Raw genomic sequence first — 25,361 nt, 5'->3', positions numbered from 1 at the left:
GCCCGTCATGTCACGCCATCCTGCACCAGCTTCCATCGGATAGCGTCCAGCAGGGCGGAAAAGGACGCATCCACGATATTCGCACTCACGCCCACCGTGGACCACCGGCGCCCCTGCCCGTCTTCACTGTCGATGATGACACGGGTGACTGCCTCGGTCCCGCCTTGGGTGATGCGCACCTTGAAGTCGACCAGGCGGATGTCCTCGACATAGGTTTGGTACCGCCCCAGGTCCTTGGCCAGGGCCTTGGCCAGCGCGTTCACAGGGCCACGGTCGGTGCCTGCCTCGTCCATGGACTCGCTGACCGACAGCATCTTCTGCCCGTCGACCGTCACCACCACGACCGCCTCGGACAGCGACACCATCTGGTCCCGCTTGTTCTTGCGCCGCTCAATGGTCACGCGGTAGCGCTTGACCTCGAAAAACTCGGGCAGCAGCCCCAGCTCGTCCCGCGCCAGCAGCTCAAAGGACGCCTGCGCCGTGTCGTAGGAATACCCCTCCGCCTCGCGCGCCTTGATCCGGTCCAGAATACGGGCCAGAGCCGGGTCCTTCGGCGGGACCTCCAACCCCATCTCGGCCAGGCGCTTGCGCAGGTTCGACTGCCCGGCCTGGTTCGACATCGGGATGATGCGGGTGTTGCCGACCGTGGCCGGATCGACATGCTCGTAGGTCGTCGGGTCCTTGAGGATGGCAGAGGCGTGCAGCCCTGCTTTGTGGGCGAACGCCGATGCGCCGACGAAGGCGGCCTGTTTCTGTGGCACACGGTTCAGGATGTCGTCGAGCATCCGGCTTGTCCGCGTCAGCCCTGCCAGCGCCTCTTGCGACACGCCCGTTTCGAACTGGCTGGCATAGGGTTCCTTGAGCAGCAGGATGGGGATCAGGGCCGTCAGGTTCGCGTTTCCGCAGCGCTCGCCCAGCCCGTTGAGGGTGCCCTGGATCTGCCGCGCGCCTGCGTCGATGGCGGCCAAAGACCCCGCGACAGCGTTTTCGGTGTCATTGTGGGTGTGGATGCCCAGCCGGTCGCCTTGGATGCCTGATGCGATCACGGCCTTGGTGATCTCGTGGATTTCATGGGGCAGCGTGCCCCCGTTTGTGTCGCAGAGAGCGATCCAGCGCGCGCCTGCGTCGTGGGCAGCGTGGATGGCCTCCAGGGCGTAGTCGGGGTTGCTTTTGAACCCGTCAAAAAAGTGTTCGGCATCAAAGATCGCCTCGCGCCCCTGGGCCGCGAGGTGGGCGAAGGTTTGGGAGATGTTGGTGGTGTTTTCGGGCAGAGAGATTCCGAGCGCCTTTTCGACGTGAAAATCATGCGTCTTGCCGACCAGGCAGACGGCCTTCGTGCCCGCATTCAGGACCGCAGCCAGAACATCGTCATTTTCGGCGCTGATGCCCGCCCGCTTGGTCATCCCAAAGGCGGTGAAGGTGGCGCGGGTTTTGGGGGCGTCCTCGAAAAAGGCGCTGTCGGTGGGATTGGCACCCGGCCAGCCGCCTTCGATATAGTCGATGCCGAGGGTATCGAGGGCCTGGGCGATCTGGTGTTTTTCGGGGGTCGAGAATTGGACCCCCTGGGTTTGCTGGCCGTCCCGCAATGTGGTGTCAAAAAGGTAGAGGCGTTCGCGGGTCATGTCTTGTCCCTTGCTGGGACGCCTGTGCAGCGACACGATTTCAAGGGGTTACAGAGGTGTTTTAACCTGTTGGTAAGGTTCGGTCTCATTTCAGCGCCTCCAGTTTGGTGGCGTCGAAGTCTGGGCCGGGCACCAATTCGACACCTTCCTGAGTCATACGAACCTCGACTCCTGCAGCTAGCAAACTGGCCTTCAATTCATCGACTTCTGAAAAATCCTTGGTTTCCTTCGCCCGTTTTCGCAATCGATCCAGTTCACTTCCTAGGTGTTGTGCCAGCTCGCCCAGGCCGTGTTCTTCCTGCCCCCACGTTTGCGAAGCGCACGAGGAAGACTGTTCGTTTTCACGGGATTGAAACTGAAATGGATAAAAAGCGCGCACCAGATGCTCTGGGTCAAAACCCAGTAGGTATAGCCCCGAGGCTAGCGCACCAGTTTGCAATTCGGACGCATAGTCCCGTAGTAATTTCAGTGCCAGGGACGTGTTCAAGTCATCAGATAAGGCCCTAACAAACTCGTCGGGAGGTGGTATCAGCTTTCCATTGTGATGCCCTCGGTGCGTCCAGAGCGGCGGATCGGCCAAAAGCGCCGCCCACTTGCGGAGAGTTTTTTCCGCCTCCGCCCGCTTCTTCTCCGTCCAGTCCATCGGCTTGCGGTAATGCGTGGACAGCATGACAAACCGGATCACCTCGCCCGGAACGCCCTGATCCAGCAAGTCGCGCACGGTAAAGAAGTTGCCCAGGGACTTGGACATCTTCTTGCCCTCGACCTGCAACATCTCGTTGTGCATCCAGACATTGGCAAAGCCGTGGCCTGCGCATTTCGACTGCGCGATCTCGTTCTCATGGTGCGGAAATTGCAGATCGTTGCCGCCGCCGTGGATGTCGAACCGGTCGCCCAGCAGATCATAGGCCATGGCCGAGCATTCGATGTGCCAGCCGGGCCGTCCCCGGCCCCATGGGCTGTCCCAGCCGGGCAGATCGTCGTCGGAGGGCTTCCAGAGGACAAAATCCATCGGGTCCTCCTTGTAAGGCGCGACCTCGACCCGGGCACCGGCGATCATGTCGTCGACGGAGCGACCCGACAGCTTGCCATAGTCGGCGTATTCGCGGACGCGGAACAGCACGTGCCTGTCGTTGGCGTAGGCGAAGCCCTTGGCGATCAGATCCTCGATCATGGCGATCATCTGGGCGATGAATTCCGTGGCGCGCGGTTCCTGGCTGGGCCGCAGCGCGCCGAGGGCATCCATATCCTCGTGATACCAGTGGATGGTTTCGTCGGATCGGTCGCGGATCAACTCTTCCAACGTGCCCGGAGCGCCCGCAGCCTTGCGGGCCTGTGCCGTTTCGTTGATCCGGTCATCCACATCCGTGAAGTTCCGCACGTAAGTCACTGCATTCTCACCATAAACATGGCGCAGCAGGCGAAAGAGCACGTCAAAGACCAGCACGGGCCGCGCGTTGCCCAGATGGGCGCGGTCATAGACCGTGGGGCCGCAGACATACATCCGCACATTTGACGGATCGATGGGCGTGAACGCCTCTTTCCCTCGGGTCGCGGTGTTGTGGAGCTGGATGGTCATGTCGAAGCCTCAGATATGCACGTCGCGGGCGCGGGTTTGGCGCGGGCCTAGCAATTCTGAGATGTCATGGAAACAAAGAACCGGCCCGCTGAAGAAATCAGCAGATGATGCAGCAGGTAATGCAGATCGTTCCGGTCATGGGCTGTGGGTAGCGCGGCGGGTGACGGCGGTCAACCCTTTTCGGCGGCTGGGCAGTGCCGTGGGGCCGTGCGGGGTTTGGAGAGGACATATGCGTTGGGGGGCGACCGCATGAGATGGAGGTGGGGTCTGAGCCCGGATTGTCCAATGCTGCCCGGCAGATGGGTGACAGTTTCGCCTGACAGCTCGATGGTCTCCGCCCCGGCAAGGCTGTAGCATGACGGCATGGCCACTGAGACCGAAAACGGCGTTGCAGCGCCAGCCCTTGCCGCCATGTCGGCCGCGCTGTTCTTTGGCGCTTCGGTGGTGGCAACCCGGTTTGTCGTTGGCGAGACGGGCGCGGTGACCCTTGCATTCCTCAGGTTCGCGATTGGCACGGCCTGTATCGCAAGTATCGCGGTTGTCACGTCCGGGGTCGGAATTCGGCGCAAGGACATTCCCGCCACGCTCGCCCTGGGCGCGCTGTTTTTCGGGGTTTTTCCGTGGCTGTTCAGTCAATCCCTGCTGTTCATACCCGCATCGGTCGGAGCGATCATTCTTGCCACCATGCCCGTTCTTACGCTCGTGATGGCCGCACTCGTGGGGATCGAGGCGCTCACCCGGAACAAGCTGATTGGAACGGGTTTGGCATTTGCAGGCGTGGCCATAGCCGTTGCCTCGCCCGGGTCGTTCGCCGGTATGACCGGCGTCGATCTGTGGATTGGTGCAGCCCTGATGCTTGCCACGTCCCTGTGTGGCGCAATCTACAATGTCTTTTCGCGCCCATTCCTGCAGCGGAACAATTCGATTGCGTTCACGACGGTGTCGATGATGTCGGGTGCCGCTTTCCTGCTGCCCTTCGCCGCCTTCGAGGCTGCCATGGTTGGCTTGCCTGCGATCTCGACCAGCGGCCTGCTGGCGGTCTTGTTCCTCGGCACGCTTGGGGGTGGTATCGGTTTCTACCTCTGGATTTGGGCCTTGCAACGCACGACACCCACGAAGGTGGCGATCTTTGTCACGCTCAATCCGATCGCGGCAATCGGGCTGGCTGTCCTTTTGCTCGGAGAGCCGTTTCGGCCCATCATCGCGCTTGGATTGGTCCTTGTTTTGGCTGGAATCGTCTGTGTCAGCGTGCCGATGCGGGCTAAGGGGCCGGCTGCCTGAGCGGCTCGGATTCTTGGCTGGCAAGGCACCGCAGGATTTGACAGGCGCGCCCAGACGCACAACAGTTTCCGCACCCGAAGCTGCACCGGACAAGGCTTGACCATGACCCTCGATGACGCGAACCGCATCTGCGCCGCCCTGCCCGGCGCCTGGTATCACTCCAACGCCGAGGGCGGGCTTGAGGCGTGGAAGGTGGGTAACAAGATGTTTGCCTGTTACGGACATGCGCTGGACGGGATTTCGGTCAAGACAGCAGATCCTGAAAGTGCGCAGTTCCTGATCGAGATTGGCGCGGCAGTAAAGGCGAAGTATTTTCACCGGTCCTGGGTGCGGATTCCCTTTGATCATCCCGGCGTGGACGCTTTGCAGGACCGGATCCACACCTCCTATGGCCTGATCCGCAAGAGCCTGCCCAAGAAGGCGCAGGCAGAGCTGGCGGCCTGGCAGGACGACACCTAGGTCTTCTTCTGACTGGAAATACGACGGGGTCCGGGGCAGCGCCCCGGTCCATCGTGTTGACATCGCTCGTCCCCTCTGTCCCCTTGGCGCCACCATCTGCCAAGGAGCGCGCGCATGACCCTGTCCCAACGGATGCAAACCCTGACCGGCGGCGGATCGGACGGGTGGGATGTGTTCCTCAAGGCGCGCCGGATGATTGCCGAGGGTACGCCCGTGGTCGAGCTGACCATTGGTGAGCATGACATACGCACCGCCGCCCCCATTCTGCAGGACATGCACCGCAGCGCGATGGGTGGGCATACCGGTTATGCCATGGTGCCCGGCACGGACGCTTTGCGTGACATGGTGGCGCGGCGCACGTCCGAGCGAACCGGCGTGCCCACGACCCGCGACAATGTTTTGATCACCCCCGGCGGACAATCGGCCCTGTTTACGGCTCATGCAGCGGCGTGCGATCCCGGAGATACCGCGCTGTATATCGATCCCTACTATGCCACCTATCCCGGCACGATCCGTGGCGTCTCTGCCGTGCCGCGCGCCGTTCAGACCCGGGCCGAGGATGCGTTTCAGCCGCGTGCAGCCGATATTGCCGCCCATGCGCCGGACGCGCGAAGCCTGCTGATCAACTCACCCAACAACCCTACCGGCACCGTCTATTCCCGGGCGACACTCGACGGGATTGCGCAGGTGTGCATGGAGCACGATCTGTGGCTGATCTCGGACGAGGTGTATGACACGCAGGTATGGGAGGGCGCGCATGTCTCGCCCCGTGCCCTGCCGGGCATGGCGGAGCGGACGCTGGTCGTGGGATCCATGTCGAAAAGCCATGCCATGACCGGGTCCCGCTGTGGCTGGATCATCGGGCCCGAGGAGGTCATTGCGCACCTCATCACCTTTGCCACCCACACCACCTACGGCGTGCCCGGCTTTATCCAGGATGCGTCGGTCTTTGCCCTGGGTCAGGGCCCCGATTTCGAAGCCGAGATCGCAGCCCCCTTCCTGCGCCGCCGGGCCATTGCGCAGCGGGTGCTCGGGGCGCAGAACACCATCGGCATGATCCCGGCGCAGGGGGCCATGTACCTGATGCTGGACATCCGGGCGACGGGTATGAGCGGTGATGATTTTGCCAATGCGCTGCTGGATCAGCACCACATCGCAGTGATGCCCGGCGAAAGCTTTGGGAACGCTGCCGCCGGGCATGTCCGCGTCGCGATGACCATTGACGACGCGGGATTTGAAGCGGCGCTGCGCAGGCTCACGGCATTTGCCGAGACCTGCGCGCGGGCCGCTTAGAAGTTGATCGAACCACGCACGGTCAGGGTTGTTGCGTCAGCATCGACCCCGGTTCCGTTGATGTCGTCGAAGTTGTGGTCCAACAGCTCGGCACCGACGGTGTATCGATCGTTGATCTGGTAGGCGACGCCGATACCATAGAACTCACCCGATTCACTGCCCAGTGACGTGTCCACTTCAGCCACACCGGCTGTCAGATAGCCCAGCGTCCGACCGAAGTCATAGCCAGCCTGCAGCTTCAGTCGGGCGACACTGTCCACCTCGGCTGCGCCGTTCAGGTCGATGTCGGCAAAGTCATAGTCCAACTCACCGCCCAGAACGAACGTACCGAAATCATAGCGGTAACCGAGATGGGCACCGTAGAGGAAATCGTCGCCGTCAGCCGCGCCGCTGCCGTCCACGTCACCGTAGCCCAACTGCAAACCGGCATAGCCACCGGTCCAGTCACCGCCAAAGGTCTGCACGGGTGCGGGGGGCAGTGGTGCGGGCGCCGCAGGTTCAGGCGCCGGAGGCTCAAGGCTGCCTGCCAAAGCGGGGCCTGCCAGCGCCGCGGCCAGGCCAATCGCAAGAATGCGCGTCTTCATAAGTCTGCTCCTTTTGTGTTGGCAAGACGCGATCCCGCGCCTTCCGCGGAACAAGTGGCGACTATGGTGTGGTGTTCCAGCCCCGGCCCTTCACAGTCGCGTGCCTGCGCAGCAGATCGCTCAAATTGCCGGACGGCGGCAGCAACATGCCGCGTGACCCCTGTCGCAAACAGACAAGACAAGCGGCATTTTGCACAACATCCTGTGAGCAGACGACACACTGAAACATTCGCGATGGGGGAGTCGCACGACGTGCAGGGTGCTTTCAGCAAGATCAGTTTGGTGACACGTACCATCGGTGCAGAGCGCGGACGAGCCGCGCGCGGGCGACCCGAATTGGCCCGAACCACGCCATTCCTGTCACTTATCTGATCCGCGGACCCAAACACATGAACGATCAAACCCCTTCCCGCTCAGGCGGACGCGCTGCGCGTCGTGCCGCCCGCGCCACCGCCCTGCCCGACCACCTGCGCCCGGTGCGGCCCGGCCTGCAAGGCGGGCGGTACAACCCGCTCACCGACGCCGAGGTGGCGCGCATCCACAACGCGGCCCTTGATGCGCTTGAAACCATCGGCCTTGCCGATGCCCCACCGTCGGGCGTCGCCTATCTGACCAGTGCGGGCGCGATCCAGGGCGATGACGGACGGATCCGCTTCCCGCGTGCGCTGGTCGAGGACACGCTGGCACAGGCAAACCGCGCCATCACGCTGCACAGCCGTGACGGCAAGCATGACCTCGACCTCAGCGGCAGCCGCGTGCACTACGGCACCGCCGGGGCCGCCGTGCACATGGTGGATGTCGACGGGCAGAATTACCGCGACAGCACGGTGCAGGACCTGCACGATGCCGCCCGCATTTGCGATGTGCTCGACAACATCCATTTCTGCCAGCGGCCCATGGTCTGTCGCGACATCCCCGACACGGTCGAGAGCGAATACAATTCGGTCTACGCCTGCACGTCCGGCACGACCAAACATATCGGCATGAGCTTTTCCGAACCGGAATGCGTCGCACCCGCAGTCGAGATGCTGCACATGATCGCCGGTGGGGAAGACGCATGGCGCGCGCGGCCCTTCATGTCGAACACGAACTGTTTTGTCGTGCCGCCGATGAAATTCGCATCGGAATCCTGCCAGGTGATGGAGGCCTGTATCAAGGCGGGCTTGCCTGTCCTGCTGTTGTCGGCGGGCATGTCAGGGGCCACGGCGCCGTCGACCATCGCGGGCGCCATTGTGCAGGCGGTGGCCGAATGCCTCGCGGGCCTTGTCTATGTGAACTCGGTCAAACCGGGCGCGCCTGCGATCTTCGGCACGTGGCCCTTCGGCCTTGATCTGCGCACCGGGGCCATGTCCATCGGATCGGGTGAACAGGCACTGCTGACGGCGGGCTGCGCGCAGATGCACCGCTTCTACGACCTGCCGGGTGGGGCCGCGGCGGGGGCGACCGACAGCAAGCTGCCCGACATGCAGGCGGGTTGGGAACAGATGTGTTCGAACGTGATGGCGGGTCTGTCGGGGCTGAACATGGTGTATGAAGCCGCAGGCATGCACGCCTCGCTGCTTGGGTTCTGCCACGAAAGCCTGATCCTTGGCGATGACATCATCGGCCAGGCGCTGCGCTGCACGCGCGGGATCGAGGTGACGGATGAAACGTTGGCGCTGGACCAGATCGCGCAGGTCTGCATGGAGGGACCGGGTCACTATCTCGGGACGGATCAGACCCTGTCGCGGATGCAATCGGACTGCGTCTATCCCACATTTGGTGATCGCACGTCGCCCAAGGAGTGGGTCGAACGGGGCAAGCCGGACCTGATCGCCAAGGCCAGGGCGCGCAAGGACGAAATCCTCGCCACCCGCCCCGCCGCGGCCTTTGACCCTGTGCTGGACGGCGCGATCAGAGAAAAATTCGCGATCCATCTGCCGGAGGCGTAGCGCCGGGCCATCTGGGCGGACCAGCGGGCTTCGCCCGCGTCGCCCGGCAGCGTGCCACGACGTGGCGCGCGAGAGGGACGGTCCGGGGCTCCGCCCATTCGGACCTCAACAAGCGTGACGCAACGCGGCGCGCGATGACCGGCAGCGTATCGCGCAGCGATGCGCGAGAGGGACGCCGTCTCACGGCGTTTGCCGCTGGCGCGGACCGGTCCGAATTCCCTGTTTCAAAAAATCCTCCCCGAAGGGCCGATTGGCCAAGACGCCCCAGGCCACATCATAAAGCACGCAGACAAAAAAACGGGGCCCGGCCCCTGGGGGGAGACCGGACCCCACACTCCCACCTTTCCACTGCGCGGACGTTACAACACGCAGCGAAAGCCGGGTGTTCGGGTTAGCTTTCGGTTGGCGGCATCAAGCCGGCCTCCTGTGCGGCGGTGACTTCGTCCTCGTCGAGAACGCCGTCAGCATTCAAATCCATTGCGGAAAAACCGTCCGATGTGACCTCTGGAAAGCTCGCTTGCACTTCGTCGATGGTCAGCACGCCATCCGCGTCGGTGTCGAGATCCGCGGGGATCTCGGCCACGGCGATCACGGGAAGGCTGATTGCTGCGACAAAGCTCAGGTACGCAATCTTCTTCATGGGTGAACTCCACTTGAGTTTTTGTTTTGTGCGGCACTTTTGACGCGCCTTCACAAAGATTGAGCACCTTTTGCCGCTTTGCATCCCCGCGCTGCAGCACGGATGCGGATCGCGCGAGCGCCTGCCGATCCGCGCCGCGACGATGGGCGGCAGGCTGCCCAAAAAGGGCGGCCCTGCGGCGTCGGCGAAAACCCCCGGGGTGTTCAAGCGGTTCGGTTGCGCCCAGCCTATGTCGCATGACACATCGCACGACCGTCCCCCGCCTTGTGCCGCTGATCCCCGTGCTGACGCGGCGGGCGCGCAGGCTGTCCCGCACGCGGGCCGAAGCCGAGGATCTGGTGCAGGACACGCTCCTGAGCCTGTGCCAGCGCCTGCAGGACGGCACCGAGATCGACGATCTGCCCGCCTATGCGATGCGCACCCTGTCGAACCGCGCGCGCCGGACCTGGCGCATGGAGGCCACGGACGAGTTGGAGGAGGATCACGCGCTGACCCAACCCGATGCGCTGTTGCGGCTGGATTGCGCGGACACGCTGGCCGCAATCGAGCAGCTGCCCAAACCACAGCGTCAGCTGATGGATCTGGTGGTCTCGGGCGAAACCTCACCCCGCGCGCTGTCGGATGCGACGGGCCTGCCGCTGGGCACGGTCATGTCACGGCTGGCGCGCGCACGGGCGAAGTTGCGGCTGGTTCTGGCCAAGGACGCATAGCCGTCGGGGTCGGTGGGTGGGCGAATTTGCGCAGCAAAGAGAGCGCTCACCGACACTGCGACAAGAAAAAAGGGGGACCGGAAGGCCCCCCTGATAGTTTCGCCGTACAGGCTCAATATGTTAACCGCCCGGTACTTTTCTGCCTGCGGCCTGCACGTCGTCGGGGGCGAGCGCACCCGCCCCGTGTGTCAGAGGCAGATCTCTCTGCCTCCTCAAAAGGTGGGAGGAGCAAACGTCCGCCCCACCCGTCTCGTCGGGAGCCGGATCTGATCGTCCGACCCGGCCCCCTCGCCCCCCTTCCCCGGGGAGCGTATGTCTCAGCTACACCCGGACGTCGCGCCGCAGGTGTTGCACTTCATGCAGGTGCCGTTGCGCACCAGCGTGTAGTTGCCGCATTCGCCGCAGGCCTCGCCCTCGTAGCCCTGCATCTTGGCTTTGGTCCGTGCGTCCATGGTCATCGCAGTTGCCGACACGGTCGTGGTCGACACTGCCGCTGCACCGCTGGCTGCCACTTCGGGCACCAGGGTTTGCAGGGCCACTTCGGCGTCCATGGAGGTCGTCTCGGCCATGCCGCCCTGCAGCACCACCAGGTCTTGGGGCAGGCGCTTGCGGAGGTAGCCGGTCGAGCTGATCTGCTTCAGCACTTCCAGGGACTTGGACGCCGCTGTCTCGGAGAGTTCGGAGACGTTGGACACGCCCTCTTCCTCGCCCCGGCCCAGATCGTCGAATGTGGCCCCTTCGGGTTTCACATGCGCCAGATCGGTGCGGTCCAGGTAGCTGACAGCGAGCTCGCGGAACACGTAGTCGAGGATCGAGGTCGCGTTCTTGATGCTGTCGTTGCCCTGCACCATGCCCGCCGGTTCGAACTTGGTGAAGGTGAAGGCATCCACGAACTCTTCGAGCGGCACACCATATTGCAGGCCAACGGAGACGGCGATGGCGAAGTTGTTCATCATCGCACGGAAGCCGGCGCCTTCCTTGTGCATGTCGATGAAGATCTCACCGAGGTTGCCGTCCTCATACTCGCCTGTCCGCAGGTAGACCTTGTGGCCGCCCACGATGGCTTTCTGAGTGTAGCCCTTGCGACGCTGAGGCATCTTCTCGCGGTGCGATTTGACCACTTCCTTAACGATGATCTTTTCGACGATCTTTTCGGCCAGCACAGCGGCCTTTTCGGCGGGTGCGCCGCTTTCGAGAACCTCTTGCGCGTCCTCGTCATCCTCAACAAGTGCTGCGGCCAAGGGCTGCGAAAGTTTGGAGCCATCACGGTAGAGCGCGTTGGCCTTCACCCCCAGCGACCAAGACAGTTCATAGGCGCGTTGGCAATCCTCGATCGTTGCATCGTTGGGCATGTTGATCGTTTTCGAGATCGCGCCCGAGATGAAGGACTGTGCCGCGGCCATCATGGTGATGTGGCTGTCAACGCTCAGGAAACGCTTGCCTTTCTTGCCGCACGGGTTGGCGCAGTCGAAGATGTGGTAGTGCTCTTCCTTCAGGTGCGGTGCCCCTTCCAGCGTCATCGTTCCGCAGACATGGTCGTTCGCGGCATCGATGTCGGCCTTGGCGTAGCCCAGATGCTTCAGCAGGTCGAAGGTCGGGTCGTTCAGCTTGGCCGCCGGGATGCCCAGCACGCCGGTGCAGAACTCTTCGCCCAGTGTCCACTGGTTGAACACGAAGCGGATGTCGAAGGCGCTTTCCAGCGCTGCGTCCACCTTCGCCAGCTCATTGGCGCCAAAGCCGTGGCCCGCAAGCGTCGTGTGGTTGATCGCCGGTGCGTTACCAATGGAGCCGTGGCCCACTGCGTAGCTGACGATCTCTTCGATCTGGGCGGAGCCATAGCCGAGGTTTTCGAGGGCGGCGGGCACCGAGCGGTTGATGATCTTGAAGTAACCGCCACCGGCCAGCTTCTTGAACTTCACGAGTGCGAAGTCCGGCTCGATCCCCGTGGTGTCGCAGTCCATGACCAGACCGATGGTGCCGGTGGGCGCGATCACGGTGGATTGCGCGTTGCGGTAGCCGTTGGCCTCGCCCAGTTTAAGCGCCTCGTCCCACGAGGACATGGCGACGTCGATCAGGCGCGGATCGGGGCAGTTGGCGTGATCCAGTGCGACCGGTTTCACCGCCAGCTTTTCGTATCCTTCGGTCGCACCGTAGGCCGCGTTGCGGTGGTTGCGCATGACCCGCAGCATGTGGTCGGCGTTTTTCTTGTAGCCGGGGAATGGCCCAAGCTCGCCTGCCATCTCGGCCGAGGTGGCGTAGGACACGCCGGTCATGATCGCGGTCAGCGCACCGCAAAGCGCGCGACCCTCATCACTGTCATAACCGTGGCCCATGTTCATCAGCAGGCCGCCGATGTTGGCATAACCAAGGCCCAGCGTGCGGAAGTCGTAGGAGCGTTGGGCGATTTCCTTGGACGGGAACTGCGCCATCATCACCGAGATTTCCAGCGTCACGGTCCAGAGACGGGCCGCGTGCATGTAATCCTCGACCTGGAACTGGCCATCCTTGAGGAAGGTCAGCAGGTTCATCGACGCCAGATTACAGGCCGTGTCGTCGAGGAACATGTATTCCGAGCACGGGTTGGAGCCGCGGATTGCGCCATCTTCGGGGCATGTGTGCCAATCGTTGACGGTGTCGTGGTATTGGATGCCCGGATCGGCACAGGCCCATGCGGCGTGGCCCACTTGTTCCCACAGATCGCGCGCCTTGACCGTTTTGGTCACGGTGCCATCGACGCGGGAGATCAGTTCCCAGTCGGCGTCTTTTTCGACAGCCGTGAGGAAGGCGTTGGTCACGCGGATCGAGTTGTTCGAGTTCTGGCCGGAAACGGAGCTGTAGGCTTCGGAGTCCCAGTCGGTGTCGTAAGTCGGGAACTCGATGCTGGTGTGGCCCTGACGGGCGTAGTCCAGCACGCGCTTGATGTAGGTTTCGGGGATCGCAACCTGTTTGGCTGCTTTCACTGCCGCCTTCAAAGCATTGTTTTTGTTGGGATCGTATGCGTCTGCTTCGGCGCCATCCCATGTGCCGATGGCTTCAAAGATGCCGTTCAGCTTTTCCTCGTGCATCTTGGAGCCTGCGACGATGGACGCCACTTTTTGCTCTTCGATCACCTTCCAGTTGATGAAGTCTTCGATATCCGGGTGGTCGGCATCGACGATCACCATCTTGGCCGCTCGGCGGGTGGTGCCGCCGGACTTGATCGCGCCCGCTGCACGGTCACCGATTTTGAGGAAGCCCATGAGGCCGGAGGATTTGCCGCCGCCCGACAGCTTCTCGCCCTCGCCGCGGAGGCTGGAGAAGTTCGTGCCGGTGCCGGAGCCGTATTTGAACAGACGCGCCTCGCGGACCCAGAGGTCCATAATGCCGCCGTCGTTCACCAGGTCGTCTTCGACCGACTGGATGAAGCAGGCGTGGGGCTGCGGGTGTTCGTAGGAAGATTTGGATTTGGTCAGTTTGCCGGTTTTGTAGTCGACATAGTGGTGCCCTTGGGCCGGACCGTCGATGCCGTAGGCCCAGTGCAGACCGGTGTTGAACCATTGCGGGCTGTTGGGGGCCGCGCGTTGGGTGGCCAGCATGTGGCGCATTTCATCGTAGTAGGCGCGTGCATCTTCCTCGGTCGAGAAGTAGCCGCCTTTCCAGCCCCAGTAGGCCCAAGCGCCGGCGAGACGGTCAAAGACCTGCTTGGAGGAGGTTTCGCCACCCATCTCGGCGTCTTTGGCCGCTTCGGAGCGCCACAGGAACTCGGGCACGTCCTTTTCTTCGACCTTTTGCAGCTTGGAGGGCACGCCCGCCTTGCGGAAGTATTTCTGCGCGATGACGTCGCTTGCCACCTGGCTCCACGAGCCCGGTACTTCAACCTCGTCCAAACGGAACACCACGGTGCCGTCGGGATTGCGGATTTCGGACGCTGTGGTCACGAAATCAAGGTCCGCATAGGCGTCCTGACCGGCTTTGGTGAACTGTCTTTCAATTTTCATTGCGCTGCCTCATTCCCAGCTGGTGTTCCCGTGCGGAGTGCCTGGTTTTGCGACCCCCCGATGTCTTGCCGACACAAGGGGAAAACCGGACGCGCGCAGACCCGAGTGTCAGGTCTGTTTGATACGTTGTGCGCGGTTGAGTCTGTCCCTCGTGCCTGGCGCCCCGCCCGTAGTGTTGACCACTAAATGTTGTGGTGAGCCGCCCGGCTCGCACAAGGTGGCGTATCTGGAGGGTGTCCGTCAACGACATTTTAGAAGTTTTTTGACAACTTTTTTCTTGACGATGGCGGCCTGCGGAATAGCGCCGATTCACTTCGTTAACGCCGAGTGTCGCGCCGCAAAAATCATCCCGAGGTCTGACCCGAGAAATCACCAGTATTCGTGCAGTTTAGGGGCACCTGTGGATGCTTCACCTGAAGTTATCCACAGGTTAACACCCGGTCATATAGAAAGGTTTTGCCGCGCTGCGGAAAATGTGGTGATGTTCGGCCATCCCTGACATGAGGCCCGAAATGCGACCATTCATAGCCTGTTTTGCCGTCGCGTTGAGCGCCTGCGCACCACAATATGTAGAGACTGTGGTGACGGACGAACAAGATTTGCCCGTGCGCCGTGCCACCTTTGCCGCGAATCCCGCGCCGCTGGATGATGCGTTCCGGTCGTCATGCAACGCGCCGGGTGATGAGTTGCGCAATGTGTCCCGGTCCGTCGTGCAATGCCGTATCCTGCCGCCCCCGGATGTGGCTGCGTTTCTGCTCTTGCGCTACGATGGCGCGCTCGAGGCGCCGACGCTGGTGGTCCAGAAAGAAACGGATCGCGCCAACGGGGACTACGTTGTCGAGCTGTCCTATTTCGCGGAAGTGGTGCAGAAGTCGGGCAACCCGCGGCGCATCTATATCAAGCAGCGTGCGCTGGACGAGTTGATGGACCAGTTGCTGGTTGCAACGGGTGGTGTTTCCGAAAGCTGAGGAACTGGTCGGAGCGAGAGGATTCGAACCTCCGACCCCCTGTACCCAAAACAGGTGCGCTACCAGGCTGCGCCACGCTCCGACCGTGGCGCTGTCTTAGACGGCGCGTTTCGAATTGAAAAGCCCAAAGCGCACGATCAGCACGCCCACGCAGCGTTATTCTGATCAAAACTGGGGTGACGCAGCTCCGCCCCTTCCTCGATCCCAAGCAAACGGGCCAGCCCGCCGTTGATTTCGAGCACATGCGTCAACCCATCGCCGCCATAGATTGACGTTTCATCGAGCGGGATCGCTTCGTGATGGATGTGCGTGACAGTGCCGGTCGGGTCGACAAACAGCATGTCGAGAGAGATGAGCGTGTTGCGCATCCAGAACGACAATGGCTGCGGTCGGGGATAGATGAACAGCATACCCTCGCTCGACGGCATGGAGGGGCGGTTCATCAAGCCGATGGCGCGGCTGCGCTGTGTGTCCGCGATCTCGACCGAGAACCGCGCCTCGCCAAAGTCTCCGCGAATCCAGACGGTGTTTTCGCTACAGGATGCCGCCGCAAGATGCGCGCTGACCATGACGAACAGCATGGCGATGCAACCGCGCACCAGCCGCATCCTAGGCATCTTCCTTGGGCAGCGCTGCCTCCCACGCGAGCACTTCGGCCGCCATGTGGCCACGCTTGCCGTTGATCACGCGCAGCGCGAGCGCCTCGCCCGGTTGCAGATCCGACAGGCCCGAGCGGCGAAGAACCTCGACATGCAGAAACACGTCCTCGGTGCTGCCGAAAACGTTGGCAAAGCCGAACCCCTTGCCCTTGTCGAACCATTTCACACGGCCCGGTTGAAGGGGGGCATCCGCGACAGCCGCTTCGTCCATGTGAGCCAGATCGCTCAACGACGACGAATCCGTATGGGTGGGAGGCGTGATCGACAGCACCTCGACCGCCTGCACGCCCCGTTCCGTGTGCTGAATGCGCACGTCGACATTGGCACCATCCGCAACCGACGATTGTCCAAAATTGCGCAGGACATTGACATGCAGAAGGATGTCGGGGCCGCCCGAATTTGCCACGATAAAGCCGAAACCCTTGACGGGATCGAACCACTTCACCGTTCCAGTGACCATGTCTGTATCTGATGAGTGTTCTGACACGACTTGTCTTTCTTTAAGTGCTTTTTGCCGCCCCCAAGACTTGCGCCATTTTCACATGATAATTCAAGCACGAAATATCGAATATTTTTCAGATGGTTACATTTCACGTCACGTGAAATTCACGGGTTGAGACGTGTGATCGTCCAATCCGCAGCCGCATTTTCGCGTACCCAGCGGAAGCGGTCGTGCAACCGGAATGCGCCGTCGGCCCAGAACTCGATCTCGACCGGGGTGATCCGATAGCCGCCCCAGAATGGTGGCCGCGACGGGTTCGTGCCCTCACGCGCCGTCACTTTCGCGACCTTGGCCATCAGGCTTGTCCGGCTGTCGAGTGGCGCACTTTGATCCGAGGCCCATGCGCCCAACCGGGATTTCAGGGACCGCGATGCGTAATAGGCATCGGCCTGTGGCCCGTCTTCCTTTTCAACCAGACCGCGCACGCGCACCTGCCGCCGCAGGGACTTCCAGTGCATGACAAATGCCGCCTTGCCCGCCTGGTCCAGTTCCGCCGCCTTGGCGCTGGTGTAGTTGGTATAGAAGACAAAGGCGTTGTCCTCGACCTCTTTCAGCAGCACCATACGGGCATTGGGCAGCCCGTCGGCATCGACCGTACTCAGTGCGATGGCGTTGTGATCATTCAACTCGGCCGCTTCGGCCTCGGCCATCCAGGCGCGTACGATGTCAAAGGGGTTGTCCCCTGCAAACTTGCCATCCCGATCCGCCATGCCAGTCTCCTTCGCTTTCGTCCTCAGACAGCTAGCGTTCGCCGGATCGAGGTTCAACCGCACCTGCCTCTCTTGATGCGTCTTGGGCAATGGCCTAAAGCTGGCCGGCAGACGACACGGCCGAAAGTGGGGTACGGGATGGGCAGTGACATGGCGAGCGGTCTGATGGCAGGCAAGCGGGGTCTGATCATGGGCCTTGCCAACGACAAATCCATCGCCTGGGGCATTGCGCGCACCCTGCGCGAGGCTGGGGCCGAGTTGGCCTTTTCCTATCAGGGCGAGGCGTTGAAAAAACGCGTTGATCCGCTGGCCGCACAGCTTGGCAGCGACATCGTGTTGCCCTGCGATGTAGGCGATGAGGCATCGATCGATGCCCTGTTCAACAGCTTGAAAGAGCGTTGGGATGGATTGGACTTCATCGTTCATGCCATCGGGTTTTCCGACAAGAACGAGTTGCGCGGTCGCTATGTCGACACGACGCGCGGCAACTTTGCCCTGACCATGGACATTTCGGTCTATTCTTTCACCGCCGTGATGCAGCGTGCCGAAAAGATGATGAGCGAAGGCGCGAGCGCGTTGACCCTCACCTATTACGGCGCAGAACAGGTCATGCCGCATTACAATGTCATGGGCGTGGCCAAGGCGGCCCTTGAGGCGTCGGTCAAGTATCTGGCCGAGGATCTGGGCAAGGACGGTATTCGCGTCAACGCCATCAGCGCGGGGCCGATCAAGACGCTGGCCGCCTCAGGCATCGGTGATTTCCGCTACATCATGAAGTGGAACGAGTACAATTCGCCCCTGCGCCGCAATGTGACCATCGATGATGTGGGCAAGTCGGCGCTGTACCTGCTGAGCGATCTGGGCTCGGGCACCACGGGTGAGAACCTGCATGTCGATGCCGGCTACCATGTGGTGGGCATGAAGGCGGTGGACGCCCCCGACATCTCGAAAGGCTAAGCCCATGTCGCTGACCGTTGCCGAGCTGATCGCTTTCAACACCGTATTGCTGGCGGCCCTCGTGTCGCCGGGCGCTGCGATGCTGTTTATCACCCGTTCCACCGTGACCGGCGGGCGGGGTGCGGGCATTGCGACAGGTATCGGGCTGGGGACGGCCGCCGCGATGTGGACCCTGGCCGCACTGCTGGGGCTGGAAGTGGTGTTTTCGCTGTTTCCGTGGACCTACACGGCCCTGAAGATCGGCGGCGCGCTTTACCTGATCTGGATCGCCGTTCAGACGTGGCGCCATGCCCGCGACCCGCTGGGCCAGGCGCCTGTTGCGCGCGGTCGTGCCATTCTGTCGGGGATGCTGCTGAACTTCGGCAATCCAAAATCCATGCTCTTTGCCGCTGCCGTGATCGTGGTGGTCTTTCCCAAGGGCCTGGCCCCCACCGACATCGCGGTGATCGTGCTGAACCACTGGGTGCTTGAGCTGATCTTTTACACCTGTCTGGCGCTGGCGCTCAGCACACCCCATGTGCGGCGCGGCTATGTCAGCCTGAAACCCATCTTTGACCGCGTCGCGGCCACCTTGCTGGGCGCACTTGGCCTGCGCCTGATCCTGGAGAAATAGACCATGGCAGACCGCCTCCCCCACGAAAAAGGGTTCCATATCAGTTGGGACCAGATCCATCGCGACAGCCGGGCACTGGCGTGGCGGCTGGATGGGCATGGCCCGGATGATGGTGCGTGGCGGGCCGTGGTGGCCATTACCCGGGGTGGAATGGCGCCCGCGATGATCGTCAGCCGCGAGTTGGACATCCGCACTGTCGATACGATCAGCGTCAAGTCCTACCACCACCAGAGCCAGGGCGAGGTCGAGGTGCTGAAGGCACCGGATGCCGACCTGATGGGCGATGGCAAGGGCATATTGATCATCGACGATCTGGTGGATTCGGGCCGCACGCTGGAAGTGGTCCGCGACCTTTATCCCAAGGCGCATTTCGCCACCGTCTATGCCAAGCCCAAGGGCGAGCCGATGGTCGACACGTTCATCACCGGTGTCAGCCAGGACACCTGGATCTTCTTCCCCTGGGACATGGCCCTGCAATATGTGGAGCCCTATCGCGGCAAGGACTAAGCTCCTTCATCTTGCCAGATAAACTCCCGCCGGAGGCTCCGGCGCTTTCAAACCGAGCAACCCGATGAAAATGACGCGCACCGCATCAACCTTTGCCCCGCCGGTGATGGAGGCGCGGCGCTGGATTGACGGGGTCTCCTTTCCGCCCGACCGTCCGCTGATCAATGTCAGCCAGGCCGCACCTGTCGACCCGCCGCCCGATGCGCTGCGCCAGGCGATGGCCGATGCGGCCCTGATGCGCGATGACGCGCACCTCTACGGCCCGGTTCTCGGGATGCCCGCGCTGCGCGCTGGCCTATCGGATCAGATCAACCGGCACTATGGCGCGACGACCACCGCCGAAAACGTGGCCATCACCTCGGGCTGTAACCAGGCCTTTGCCGCCGCTATCGCGACCCTGTGCGATGAAGGGGACGAGGTGATCCTGCCGACGCCGTGGTACTTCAATCACAAGATGTGGCTGGACATGGCGGGTGTGGCCTCGGTTCCGTTGCCGGTGAGCGATGGGATGCTGCCGGATGTGGCAGCCGCCAAGGCCCTGATCACGGACAGGACGCGGGCCATTGCGCTTGTGACGCCCAACAACCCCGCCGGGGTCGAATATCCGGACGCGCTGGTTCTGGGGTTCTATGAATTGGCGAAGGCACATGGCATCGCGCTGATTGTCGACGAGACTTATCGCGATTTCGACAGCCGGAGCGGCGCTCCTCATGCGCTGTTCCAGCAGGACGGGTGGGACGAGACGTTCATCCACCTTTACTCTTTTTCCAAGGCCTATCGGCTGACCGGCCACCGCGTTGGGGCGTTGGTGGCGTCGCCGGATCGCTTGGCAGAGGCAGAGAAGTTTCTGGACACTGTCGCGATCTGTCCCGGGCAGATTGGCCAATATGCAGCGCTTTGGGGGTTGGAGCACCTCGGCCAGTGGGTTGCCGGTGAGCGGGATGAGATTCTTGCGCGCAGACAGGCGATCACCGATGGCTTCCCGATGCTGGCCGACAAGGGATGGGAACTGATGGGGCTGGGCGCTTACTTCGCCTACATGCGGCATCCGTTCGACATGTCCTCTGCCGACCTCGCGCCGCGCCTTGTCGAGGAGGCGGGTATCCTGTGCCTGCCGGGCAACATGTTCTGGCCCGAGGGCACGACCGAAGGCCGGACACAACTGCGCATCGCCTTTGCCAATCTCGACGCGGCAGGCATAGCGGAACTCTACACAAGGCTGTCAGCGCTCACGCTCTGACCTCAACCGGCCTTGCCCGTGTCTGGCGGGGCCGTTAGACATCCCCGGAACGCAACAAAACCCGCAAGAAGGCGCACATGGCTCAGGGCAAGACTTCCATCTCGAAAATCGCTGTCTGGATCCTTTTGGGCCTGCTGTTTGTGGGCCTGAGCCTTGGCTTTGGCCTCGATGGCTTGGGCGGCACGATCCGCACCGTGGGCAAGGTCGGCGACAAGCATATCGACGTGCAAACCTATGCCAACACGCTGCAACGCGAGATGCAGGCCGTGGGCCAGCAGACAGGCCAACCGCTGACATTCGCCCGCGCGCAGGCCATCGGTCTGGATCAAGCTGTGCTGGCCCAGCTGGTGCGCGCCCGCGCGCTGGATTACGAGGCGGGTGAAATGGGGCTGAGCGTGGGTGACGAGGTGATCCGGGACGAAATCCTGAACATCCCGGCCTTCCGAGGCCTCGACGGATCCTTTGACCGCGACGCGTATCGCTTCGCGCTGGACCAACAGGGCACCAGCGAAGCCGATTTCGAAACCACGCTGCGCGAGGAAGTGTCCCGCTCGATCCTGCAGGGCGCCATCGTTTCGGGTATGCAGATGCCAGACACCTATGCCCGCACGTTGGTGTCTTTCCTTGGTGAAACGCGCGATTTCACATGGGTCCGCCTGGGCCAGGCGGATCTTGAAACCGACCTGCCCGCCCCCTCCGATGACGTGCTGCGCGCCTATTACGAGGAAAACCTCGACGACTATGAACTGCCCGAGACCAAGCGCATCACCTACGCGGTGCTGCTGCCGGACATGATCGTCGGCTCCATGGAGGTCGAGGAGGACACGCTGCGGGCGGAGTACGAGGCGCGCGCGGATCAGTACAATCAGCCCGAGCGCCGCTTGGTCGAGCGGTTGGTCTATTTGGATGCCGAGGCCGCAGACCGTGCCGCGGCGCAGCTTGAGGTCGATGGCACGACGTTTGAGGCCCTGGTGGCCGAGCGTGGTCTGGACCTGGGCGACATCGACATGGGCGATGTTACGCGGCTGCAACTGGATGCGGCGGGCGAGGCCGTCTTTGCCGCCGATGTGGGTGATGTGGTGGGTCCGCTGCCCTCGTCTCTGGGTCCGGCGCTGTTTCGTGTGAATGCCGTGCTGCCCGCGCAGACAATCAGCTTTGAGGATGCCAAACCCGAGTTGCAGCAGGAGCTGTCGATGGCCGCCGCACGCCGTCAGGTCGAGGTTCTGGCCGAAGAATTCGACAATATGCTGGCCGGTGGCGCCACGCTGGAAGAGCTGGACGCGGAAACCGACATGCGGCTTGGCACCATCGACTGGTACCCGGCGCTCGGCGAAGGCTTGGCCGCCTATGATGGCTTCCGCGATGCAGCGGCTGAGCTGACGCAAGATGATTTCCCCGAAATCGTGCAACTGGACGAAGGCGGCATCTTTGCCATGCGGATGGAAGAACTGCTGCCCCCGCGCCCTGCCCCCTTTGAAGAGGCCAAGCTGAATGTGCAGGGCAATTGGGAGGCCGAGCAGACCGAAGCGCGTCTGACGGAGCGGGCTGAGGCGCTGTTGCCTGCGCTTGAAGCGGGTGAAAGCTTTGCCAGCCAGTCGCTGGATTCCATCGTCGAAACCGAGCTGGACCGCAGCGCCTTTGTCCAGGGCACGCCGCCGGAGTTCATGACGTCCGTCTTCGAGATGGAGCCGGGCGATGTGCGTGTCATTCCAGGCTACGGTGCCGTGCTGATCGTGCGGCTCGACGGGATCAACCCGATCGAAGACAGCCCCGAAGCGCAGGCCGAAACCGAAGCGCTGAGTGCCGAGATGGGCCAGATCGTGGCCGGTGAGATTTTCAACATCTTCGGTGAGGATGTGGTTCTGCGCGCAGGCACCCAGATCAATCAGCAGGCGCTGGACGCCGTGCATGTGAACTTTCCCTGATGGCCCTCGTTCCGGACTATGACAGCTTTGCCGCTGCCTATGCGGCAGGCGAGAACCAGGTGGTTTATACCCGTCTGGCGGCTGATCTGGACACGCCCGTGTCGCTGATGCTGAAGCTGACGGGCGCGCAGAAGGACGCCTTTGTGCTTGAGTCCGTCACGGGCGGAGAGGTGCGCGGGCGCTATTCCATCATCGGGATGAAGCCGGACCTGATCTGGCGCTGCGATGCCGAAGCATCGTCGATCAACCGGATGGCGCGCTACGACGCCGATGCGTTCGAGCCGGTGGCGGGCAATCCGCTCGATGCGCTGCGCGCGCTGATCGACGAAAGCCGCATCGCGCTGCCTGACGATCTGCCGCAAGCCGCCGCGGGGCTCTTTGGTTATCTGGGCTATGACATGATCCGGCTGGTGGAGCGTTTGCCGGATGTGAACCCGGACCCTCTGGGCCTGCCCGATGCGCTGATGCTGCGCCCCTCCGTTGTGGCCGTGCTGGACGGTGTGAAGGGTGAAGTGACTGTGGTGTCGCCCGCTTGGGTGAGCGAAGGTCAGTCTGCCCGCGCGGCCTATGCTCAAGCGGCCGAACGGGTGATGGATGCGGTGCGCGATCTGGAACGCGCGATGCCCGTCGAAACACGCGATCTGGGTGATGCGTCAGAGGTGGCTGAGCCTGTGTCGAACTTCACCAAGGATGGCTACAAGGCTGCTGTCGAGAAGGCCCGCGAGTACATCAAGGCAGGCGACATCTTTCAGGTCGTGCCTGCCCAACGTTGGACGCAGGAGTTTCGCGAGCCGCCCTTTGCGCTTTATCGCAGCCTGCGCCGGACGAACCCGTCGCCCTTCATGTTCTATTTCAACTTCGGCGGCTTTCAGGTCGTGGGCGCCAGCCCCGAGATCCTGGTCCGTGTCTTTGGAAGCGAAGTGACCATCCGCCCCATTGCAGGCACCCGTCCCCGCGGGGACACGCCCGAGGCCGACCGCGCGCTGGAGGCCGATCTGCTGGCCGACAAGAAGGAACTGGCGGAGCACCTGATGCTGCTGGATCTGGGCCGCAACGATGTGGGCCGTGTGGCCAAGATCGGCACCGTGCGCCCGACCGAGGAATTCATCGTCGAACGCTATAGCCACGTCATGCACATCGTGTCGAACGTCGTGGGCGAGCTGGCCGAGGGCAAGGATGCGCTTGATGCGTTTTTTGCCGGGATGCCCGCGGGCACCGTGTCAGGCGCGCCCAAGGTGCGGGCGATGGAGATCATCGACGAGTTGGAGCCTGAAAAGCGCGGCGTCTATGGCGGCGGCGTTGGATATTTCAGCGCAGGTGGCGACATGGACATGTGTATCGCGCTGCGCACGGCCGTGGTGCAGGATCAGAAGCTCTATATCCAAGCCGGTGGTGGCGTTGTCTATGACAGCGATCCGGAGGCCGAGTTCATGGAAACCGTGCATAAGTCCGGTGCCATTAGGCGGGCAGCTGCGGATGCGGCGCGGTTTGGTGGTGGCAACCGGTAGTGCTCTCTCTGTCTAGGGTCCGGGTTGTGGCAACCCGGCCCTTCGGGGAGGATTTTTTAAAACAGGGAATTCGGACCGGTCCGCATAGTCACACACGACGTGGGATGGCTTTTGAGGTCCGAATGGGCGGAGCCCAGGACCGGCCGCATCATCTATTCCGGCTGTTCGGCCAGCGTTTTCAGCGCGGCTGACACGGGCGACAGCGCGACGCGTTCGGCCCGGTCCTGCAAACCCCAGAGCAGCAGGGCCGAGATTGTGTCGGGCTGGACCCGTCCAACCATTATCACGGCCCCTTCCTGCCCGGCACGGAAGGCGGCTTGATCCAGAAAGCGCCGGATCACCGTGGGTGTTTGCCCGGCACTGTCGAAGTCGCGGAAGATCAGGCCCGCAGGCACACCCTCGCGGGCGGCGAGTTTCTGCGCTGTGTTCAGCCCTTTGGATTGAAGCACCAACCCGTGGCCGGAAGCGAGGACTGCCGCCGCCACCTGGTCCGACACGTCGCGGCTTTCCTGCAGGCCGATGCCCGTGCCCTCCATCACCGCGACCGCCTGTGGCACCGCGTCGATGGCTGCGGATAGCGTTATCTCTGCATCGGAGGCGGTGGCGCCAGTGGGCATGTCGAGCAGAACGGCCACCTCGAACCCCTGCCCCCGGTACTCTGCGGCGCGCGCGGCGGCGTCTGGGAGGGATGCGTTGACGGCGAAAGAGAGCGGATAGGGAAAGCTTTGCAAGGCGGCGAGGCCCACGCTGCCGCCCGTCAGGTCCGCACCATTGTCGATCAGGACAATGGACATGAGCGGCTTGTCTTCGGGGTTTTCGAAGGGCGCTGCAAAAGCCTCCATCGGCGGTCCGACCGGTGTGACCTCGACCGTCTCTGTCGGCGCAGCTTCGGTCGTGGCGTCCGGCGCGTCGTCGCGGTCGATGAGCGACGTTGCGGGCCGCCCGATGCTTGGGCGTCGTGCATCGGTTGTCGGATCAAGCGCGGAGGGCAGACCGGCCGCGCGGTCCTGTGTCTGTTCGGGGGCCGGGACGGGTTCAACCTCGACCGGGCTGTCGGCCACTTCGGGTGCCTGCGGCGCAGGTGTAGTCCCCGGTGCGGAAGGCGCTGGCGCTTCGGCACCCGGCGTGTCCGTGCCCTCAGGCACCACGGACGCCTCTTCGGAAAAGGCGCCGGGCGCATCCGGGACATCGGGTGCGGGCGGTTGCGCAGGATCGGTGGAAATGGAAAGCTCGGTCTCGCCCGTAGGCGCTGTGGGTGCGTCGCCCTGAACGTTTGGTTGGGTCGGGGCGTTGCTGTCCACGGCAATACGCGCGCCCTCACCCGCATCGGCGGGCGTTCCCAGACCCTCTGCACCGCCTGTTTGTGGAACGGTCGGGGTATCCGCGCCCGCGGCTTCGGCGGCTGTTACATCGTCGGGTTCGGGGCTGCCGACCGGAGGCACATCCCCATCGCGCACAAGGTCCGCGTCGCCTGTGGTTTGCGGCGTCGCACCGGTGCCGGTCTGCGGCGCATCCGATCCTTCCGGTGCGAGCACCACAGCATCGGGCCCTGTCGGGCTGTCGCTGGCGATGGACAGCGCCGCTGCACCCGCAACACTGACGACGCCGCCCCACAAAATGCCGCTCAGAAAACCCCGTGCCATATCTGACCTCTTTGCCTGTCCCGCCGCAGCCCCGCTTTGCGATGTGCCGCCGC

21 protein-coding genes and 1 tRNA gene are annotated in these 25,361 nt (G+C 62.8%); 12 read left to right on the top strand and 10 right to left on the bottom strand.

Annotated elements, in window-relative coordinates; translation table 11 throughout:
* Positions 1 to 5: 5 nt before the first annotated feature.
* Positions 6 to 1,622: a citramalate synthase gene (cimA, locus tag KUV51_RS04995; protein WP_222520484.1), complete on the bottom strand. Its 1,617-nt coding sequence runs from the start codon at positions 1,620 to 1,622 to the stop codon at positions 6 to 8.
* Between the two features lie 85 nt (positions 1,623 to 1,707).
* Positions 1,708 to 3,201, bottom strand: coding sequence for a cysteine--tRNA ligase (gene cysS, locus KUV51_RS04990; RefSeq protein WP_222520483.1), 1,494 nt, complete (start codon positions 3,199 to 3,201; stop codon positions 1,708 to 1,710).
* Positions 3,202 to 3,564: 363 nt separating this feature from the next.
* Between cysS and KUV51_RS04985 the strand changes: the two genes are divergently transcribed.
* The 3 genes from KUV51_RS04985 to KUV51_RS04975 all read left to right on the top strand — a co-directional run bounded on the left by KUV51_RS04985 (position 3,565) and on the right by KUV51_RS04975 (position 6,234).
* Complete coding sequence (locus KUV51_RS04985) at positions 3,565 to 4,482, top strand: DMT family transporter (protein WP_222520482.1); 918 nt, start codon at positions 3,565 to 3,567, stop codon at positions 4,480 to 4,482.
* Between the two features lie 102 nt (positions 4,483 to 4,584).
* Positions 4,585 to 4,941 (top strand): MmcQ/YjbR family DNA-binding protein, encoded by a 357-nt coding sequence (locus KUV51_RS04980; protein WP_222520481.1) that lies wholly within the window; start codon positions 4,585 to 4,587, stop codon positions 4,939 to 4,941.
* Between the two features lie 114 nt (positions 4,942 to 5,055).
* Positions 5,056 to 6,234 (top strand): pyridoxal phosphate-dependent aminotransferase, encoded by a 1,179-nt coding sequence (locus KUV51_RS04975; protein WP_222520480.1) that lies wholly within the window; start codon positions 5,056 to 5,058, stop codon positions 6,232 to 6,234.
* Here KUV51_RS04975 and KUV51_RS04970 read toward each other — a convergent pair.
* The gene (locus KUV51_RS04970; protein ID WP_222520479.1) at positions 6,231 to 6,818 is read right to left on the bottom strand and encodes an outer membrane protein; all 588 of its coding nucleotides are present in this window, start codon (positions 6,816 to 6,818) and stop codon (positions 6,231 to 6,233) included. The genes KUV51_RS04975 and KUV51_RS04970 overlap by 4 nt on opposite strands.
* A 389-nt stretch (positions 6,819 to 7,207) precedes the next feature.
* Here KUV51_RS04970 and KUV51_RS04965 point away from each other — a divergent pair, with 389 nt between their 5' ends.
* Positions 7,208 to 8,749, top strand: a complete 1,542-nt coding sequence (locus KUV51_RS04965) for a trimethylamine methyltransferase family protein (protein ID WP_222520478.1) — start codon at positions 7,208 to 7,210, stop codon at positions 8,747 to 8,749.
* Positions 8,750 to 9,140: 391 nt separating this feature from the next.
* Here the strand turns inward: KUV51_RS04965 and KUV51_RS04960 are convergent, their stop codons facing one another.
* The gene (locus tag KUV51_RS04960; RefSeq protein WP_222520477.1) at positions 9,141 to 9,389 is read right to left on the bottom strand and encodes a hypothetical protein; all 249 of its coding nucleotides are present in this window, start codon (positions 9,387 to 9,389) and stop codon (positions 9,141 to 9,143) included.
* A gap of 236 nt (positions 9,390 to 9,625) precedes the next feature.
* Here KUV51_RS04960 and KUV51_RS04955 point away from each other — a divergent pair, with 236 nt between their 5' ends.
* A complete protein-coding gene (locus tag KUV51_RS04955) occupies positions 9,626 to 10,099 on the top strand; it encodes an RNA polymerase sigma factor (protein WP_222520476.1) in 474 nt (157 codons plus the stop codon).
* A gap of 317 nt (positions 10,100 to 10,416) precedes the next feature.
* On the opposite strand, the gene KUV51_RS04950 is transcribed toward KUV51_RS04955, so the two are convergent.
* The gene (locus KUV51_RS04950) at positions 10,417 to 14,076 is read right to left on the bottom strand and encodes a vitamin B12-dependent ribonucleotide reductase (RefSeq protein ID WP_222520475.1); all 3,660 of its coding nucleotides are present in this window, start codon (positions 14,074 to 14,076) and stop codon (positions 10,417 to 10,419) included.
* A gap of 512 nt (positions 14,077 to 14,588) precedes the next feature.
* Between KUV51_RS04950 and KUV51_RS04945 the strand changes: the two genes are divergently transcribed.
* On the top strand, positions 14,589 to 15,044 hold the full coding sequence (locus tag KUV51_RS04945) for a hypothetical protein (RefSeq protein ID WP_222520474.1): 456 nt from the start codon (positions 14,589 to 14,591) through the stop codon (positions 15,042 to 15,044).
* A 5-nt stretch (positions 15,045 to 15,049) separates the two neighbouring features.
* Here KUV51_RS04945 and KUV51_RS04940 read toward each other — a convergent pair.
* The 4 genes from KUV51_RS04940 to pdxH all read right to left on the bottom strand — a co-directional run bounded on the left by KUV51_RS04940 (position 15,050) and on the right by pdxH (position 16,915).
* Positions 15,050 to 15,126, bottom strand: a tRNA-Pro gene (locus tag KUV51_RS04940).
* Between the two features lie 55 nt (positions 15,127 to 15,181).
* A complete protein-coding gene (locus KUV51_RS04935; RefSeq protein WP_261385646.1) occupies positions 15,182 to 15,652 on the bottom strand; it encodes a DUF192 domain-containing protein in 471 nt (156 codons plus the stop codon).
* Between the two features lies 1 nt (position 15,653).
* Positions 15,654 to 16,163, bottom strand: coding sequence for a cold-shock protein (locus tag KUV51_RS04930; protein WP_222520472.1), 510 nt, complete (start codon positions 16,161 to 16,163; stop codon positions 15,654 to 15,656).
* 146 nt (positions 16,164 to 16,309) lie between these two features.
* Entirely contained in the window at positions 16,310 to 16,915 is a 606-nt protein-coding gene (gene pdxH / locus KUV51_RS04925; RefSeq protein WP_222520471.1) for a pyridoxamine 5'-phosphate oxidase, read from the bottom strand.
* Between the two features lie 150 nt (positions 16,916 to 17,065).
* On the opposite strand from pdxH, the gene fabI reads away from it, so the two are divergent.
* The 6 genes from fabI to trpE all read left to right on the top strand — a co-directional run bounded on the left by fabI (position 17,066) and on the right by trpE (position 23,665).
* Positions 17,066 to 17,872 (top strand): enoyl-ACP reductase FabI, encoded by an 807-nt coding sequence (fabI, locus tag KUV51_RS04920; protein ID WP_222520470.1) that lies wholly within the window; start codon positions 17,066 to 17,068, stop codon positions 17,870 to 17,872.
* 4 nt (positions 17,873 to 17,876) lie between these two features.
* Positions 17,877 to 18,485, top strand: coding sequence for a LysE family translocator (locus KUV51_RS04915; protein WP_315898792.1), 609 nt, complete (start codon positions 17,877 to 17,879; stop codon positions 18,483 to 18,485).
* Positions 18,486 to 18,488: 3 nt separating this feature from the next.
* Positions 18,489 to 18,992: a xanthine phosphoribosyltransferase gene (gene gpt / locus KUV51_RS04910; protein ID WP_222520469.1), complete on the top strand. Its 504-nt coding sequence runs from the start codon at positions 18,489 to 18,491 to the stop codon at positions 18,990 to 18,992.
* Positions 18,993 to 19,056: 64 nt separating this feature from the next.
* On the top strand, positions 19,057 to 20,232 hold the full coding sequence (locus tag KUV51_RS04905) for an aminotransferase (RefSeq protein WP_222520468.1): 1,176 nt from the start codon (positions 19,057 to 19,059) through the stop codon (positions 20,230 to 20,232).
* 77 nt (positions 20,233 to 20,309) lie between these two features.
* The gene (locus KUV51_RS04900) at positions 20,310 to 22,157 is read left to right on the top strand and encodes a peptidylprolyl isomerase (RefSeq protein ID WP_222520467.1); all 1,848 of its coding nucleotides are present in this window, start codon (positions 20,310 to 20,312) and stop codon (positions 22,155 to 22,157) included.
* Positions 22,157 to 23,665, top strand: coding sequence for an anthranilate synthase component I (gene trpE / locus KUV51_RS04895; protein ID WP_222520466.1), 1,509 nt, complete (start codon positions 22,157 to 22,159; stop codon positions 23,663 to 23,665). The genes KUV51_RS04900 and trpE overlap by 1 nt, the downstream gene beginning before the upstream one ends.
* Before the next feature lie 152 nt (positions 23,666 to 23,817).
* On the opposite strand, the gene KUV51_RS04890 is transcribed toward trpE, so the two are convergent.
* A complete protein-coding gene (locus KUV51_RS04890; protein WP_261385645.1) occupies positions 23,818 to 25,308 on the bottom strand; it encodes a divergent polysaccharide deacteylase family protein in 1,491 nt (496 codons plus the stop codon).
* Positions 25,309 to 25,361: the final 53 nt, after the last annotated feature.

The organism is Tateyamaria omphalii, from assembly GCF_019802125.1.
GTDB classification, from domain to species: Bacteria; Pseudomonadota; Alphaproteobacteria; order Rhodobacterales; family Rhodobacteraceae; genus Tateyamaria; species Tateyamaria omphalii_B.
Note: the sequence above shows the minus strand (reverse complement) of the source record. Positions and strands in the feature narration are given on the sequence as shown.

Excerpts from the sequence above, each read along its gene's own strand:
- KUV51_RS04970 (WP_222520479.1), bottom strand. The coding sequence starts at position 6,818 with ATGAAGACGCGCATTCTTGCGATTGGCCTGGCCGCGGCGCTGGCAGGC.
- KUV51_RS04950 (WP_222520475.1), bottom strand. The coding sequence starts at position 14,076 with ATGAAAATTGAAAGACAGTTCACCAAAGCCGGTCAGGACGCCTATGCG.
- trpE (WP_222520466.1), top strand. The coding sequence starts at position 22,157 with ATGGCCCTCGTTCCGGACTATGACAGCTTTGCCGCTGCCTATGCGGCA.
- KUV51_RS04945 (WP_222520474.1), top strand. The coding sequence starts at position 14,589 with ATGCGACCATTCATAGCCTGTTTTGCCGTCGCGTTGAGCGCCTGCGCA.
- KUV51_RS04980 (WP_222520481.1), top strand. The coding sequence starts at position 4,585 with ATGACCCTCGATGACGCGAACCGCATCTGCGCCGCCCTGCCCGGCGCC.
- fabI (WP_222520470.1), top strand. The coding sequence starts at position 17,066 with ATGGCGAGCGGTCTGATGGCAGGCAAGCGGGGTCTGATCATGGGCCTT.
- KUV51_RS04900 (WP_222520467.1), top strand. The coding sequence starts at position 20,310 with ATGGCTCAGGGCAAGACTTCCATCTCGAAAATCGCTGTCTGGATCCTT.
- KUV51_RS04915 (WP_315898792.1), top strand. The coding sequence starts at position 17,877 with ATGTCGCTGACCGTTGCCGAGCTGATCGCTTTCAACACCGTATTGCTG.
- cysS (WP_222520483.1), bottom strand. The coding sequence starts at position 3,201 with ATGACCATCCAGCTCCACAACACCGCGACCCGAGGGAAAGAGGCGTTC.
- KUV51_RS04975 (WP_222520480.1), top strand. The coding sequence starts at position 5,056 with ATGACCCTGTCCCAACGGATGCAAACCCTGACCGGCGGCGGATCGGAC.
- KUV51_RS04890 (WP_261385645.1), bottom strand. The coding sequence starts at position 25,308 with ATGGCACGGGGTTTTCTGAGCGGCATTTTGTGGGGCGGCGTCGTCAGT.
- KUV51_RS04935 (WP_261385646.1), bottom strand. The coding sequence starts at position 15,652 with ATGCGGCTGGTGCGCGGTTGCATCGCCATGCTGTTCGTCATGGTCAGC.
- KUV51_RS04960 (WP_222520477.1), bottom strand. The coding sequence starts at position 9,389 with ATGAAGAAGATTGCGTACCTGAGCTTTGTCGCAGCAATCAGCCTTCCC.
- KUV51_RS04930 (WP_222520472.1), bottom strand. The coding sequence starts at position 16,163 with ATGGTCACTGGAACGGTGAAGTGGTTCGATCCCGTCAAGGGTTTCGGC.
- KUV51_RS04955 (WP_222520476.1), top strand. The coding sequence starts at position 9,626 with ATGACACATCGCACGACCGTCCCCCGCCTTGTGCCGCTGATCCCCGTG.
- KUV51_RS04965 (WP_222520478.1), top strand. The coding sequence starts at position 7,208 with ATGAACGATCAAACCCCTTCCCGCTCAGGCGGACGCGCTGCGCGTCGT.
- gpt (WP_222520469.1), top strand. The coding sequence starts at position 18,489 with ATGGCAGACCGCCTCCCCCACGAAAAAGGGTTCCATATCAGTTGGGAC.
- KUV51_RS04985 (WP_222520482.1), top strand. The coding sequence starts at position 3,565 with ATGGCCACTGAGACCGAAAACGGCGTTGCAGCGCCAGCCCTTGCCGCC.
- cimA (WP_222520484.1), bottom strand. The coding sequence starts at position 1,622 with ATGACCCGCGAACGCCTCTACCTTTTTGACACCACATTGCGGGACGGC.
- KUV51_RS04905 (WP_222520468.1), top strand. The coding sequence starts at position 19,057 with ATGAAAATGACGCGCACCGCATCAACCTTTGCCCCGCCGGTGATGGAG.
- pdxH (WP_222520471.1), bottom strand. The coding sequence starts at position 16,915 with ATGGCGGATCGGGATGGCAAGTTTGCAGGGGACAACCCCTTTGACATC.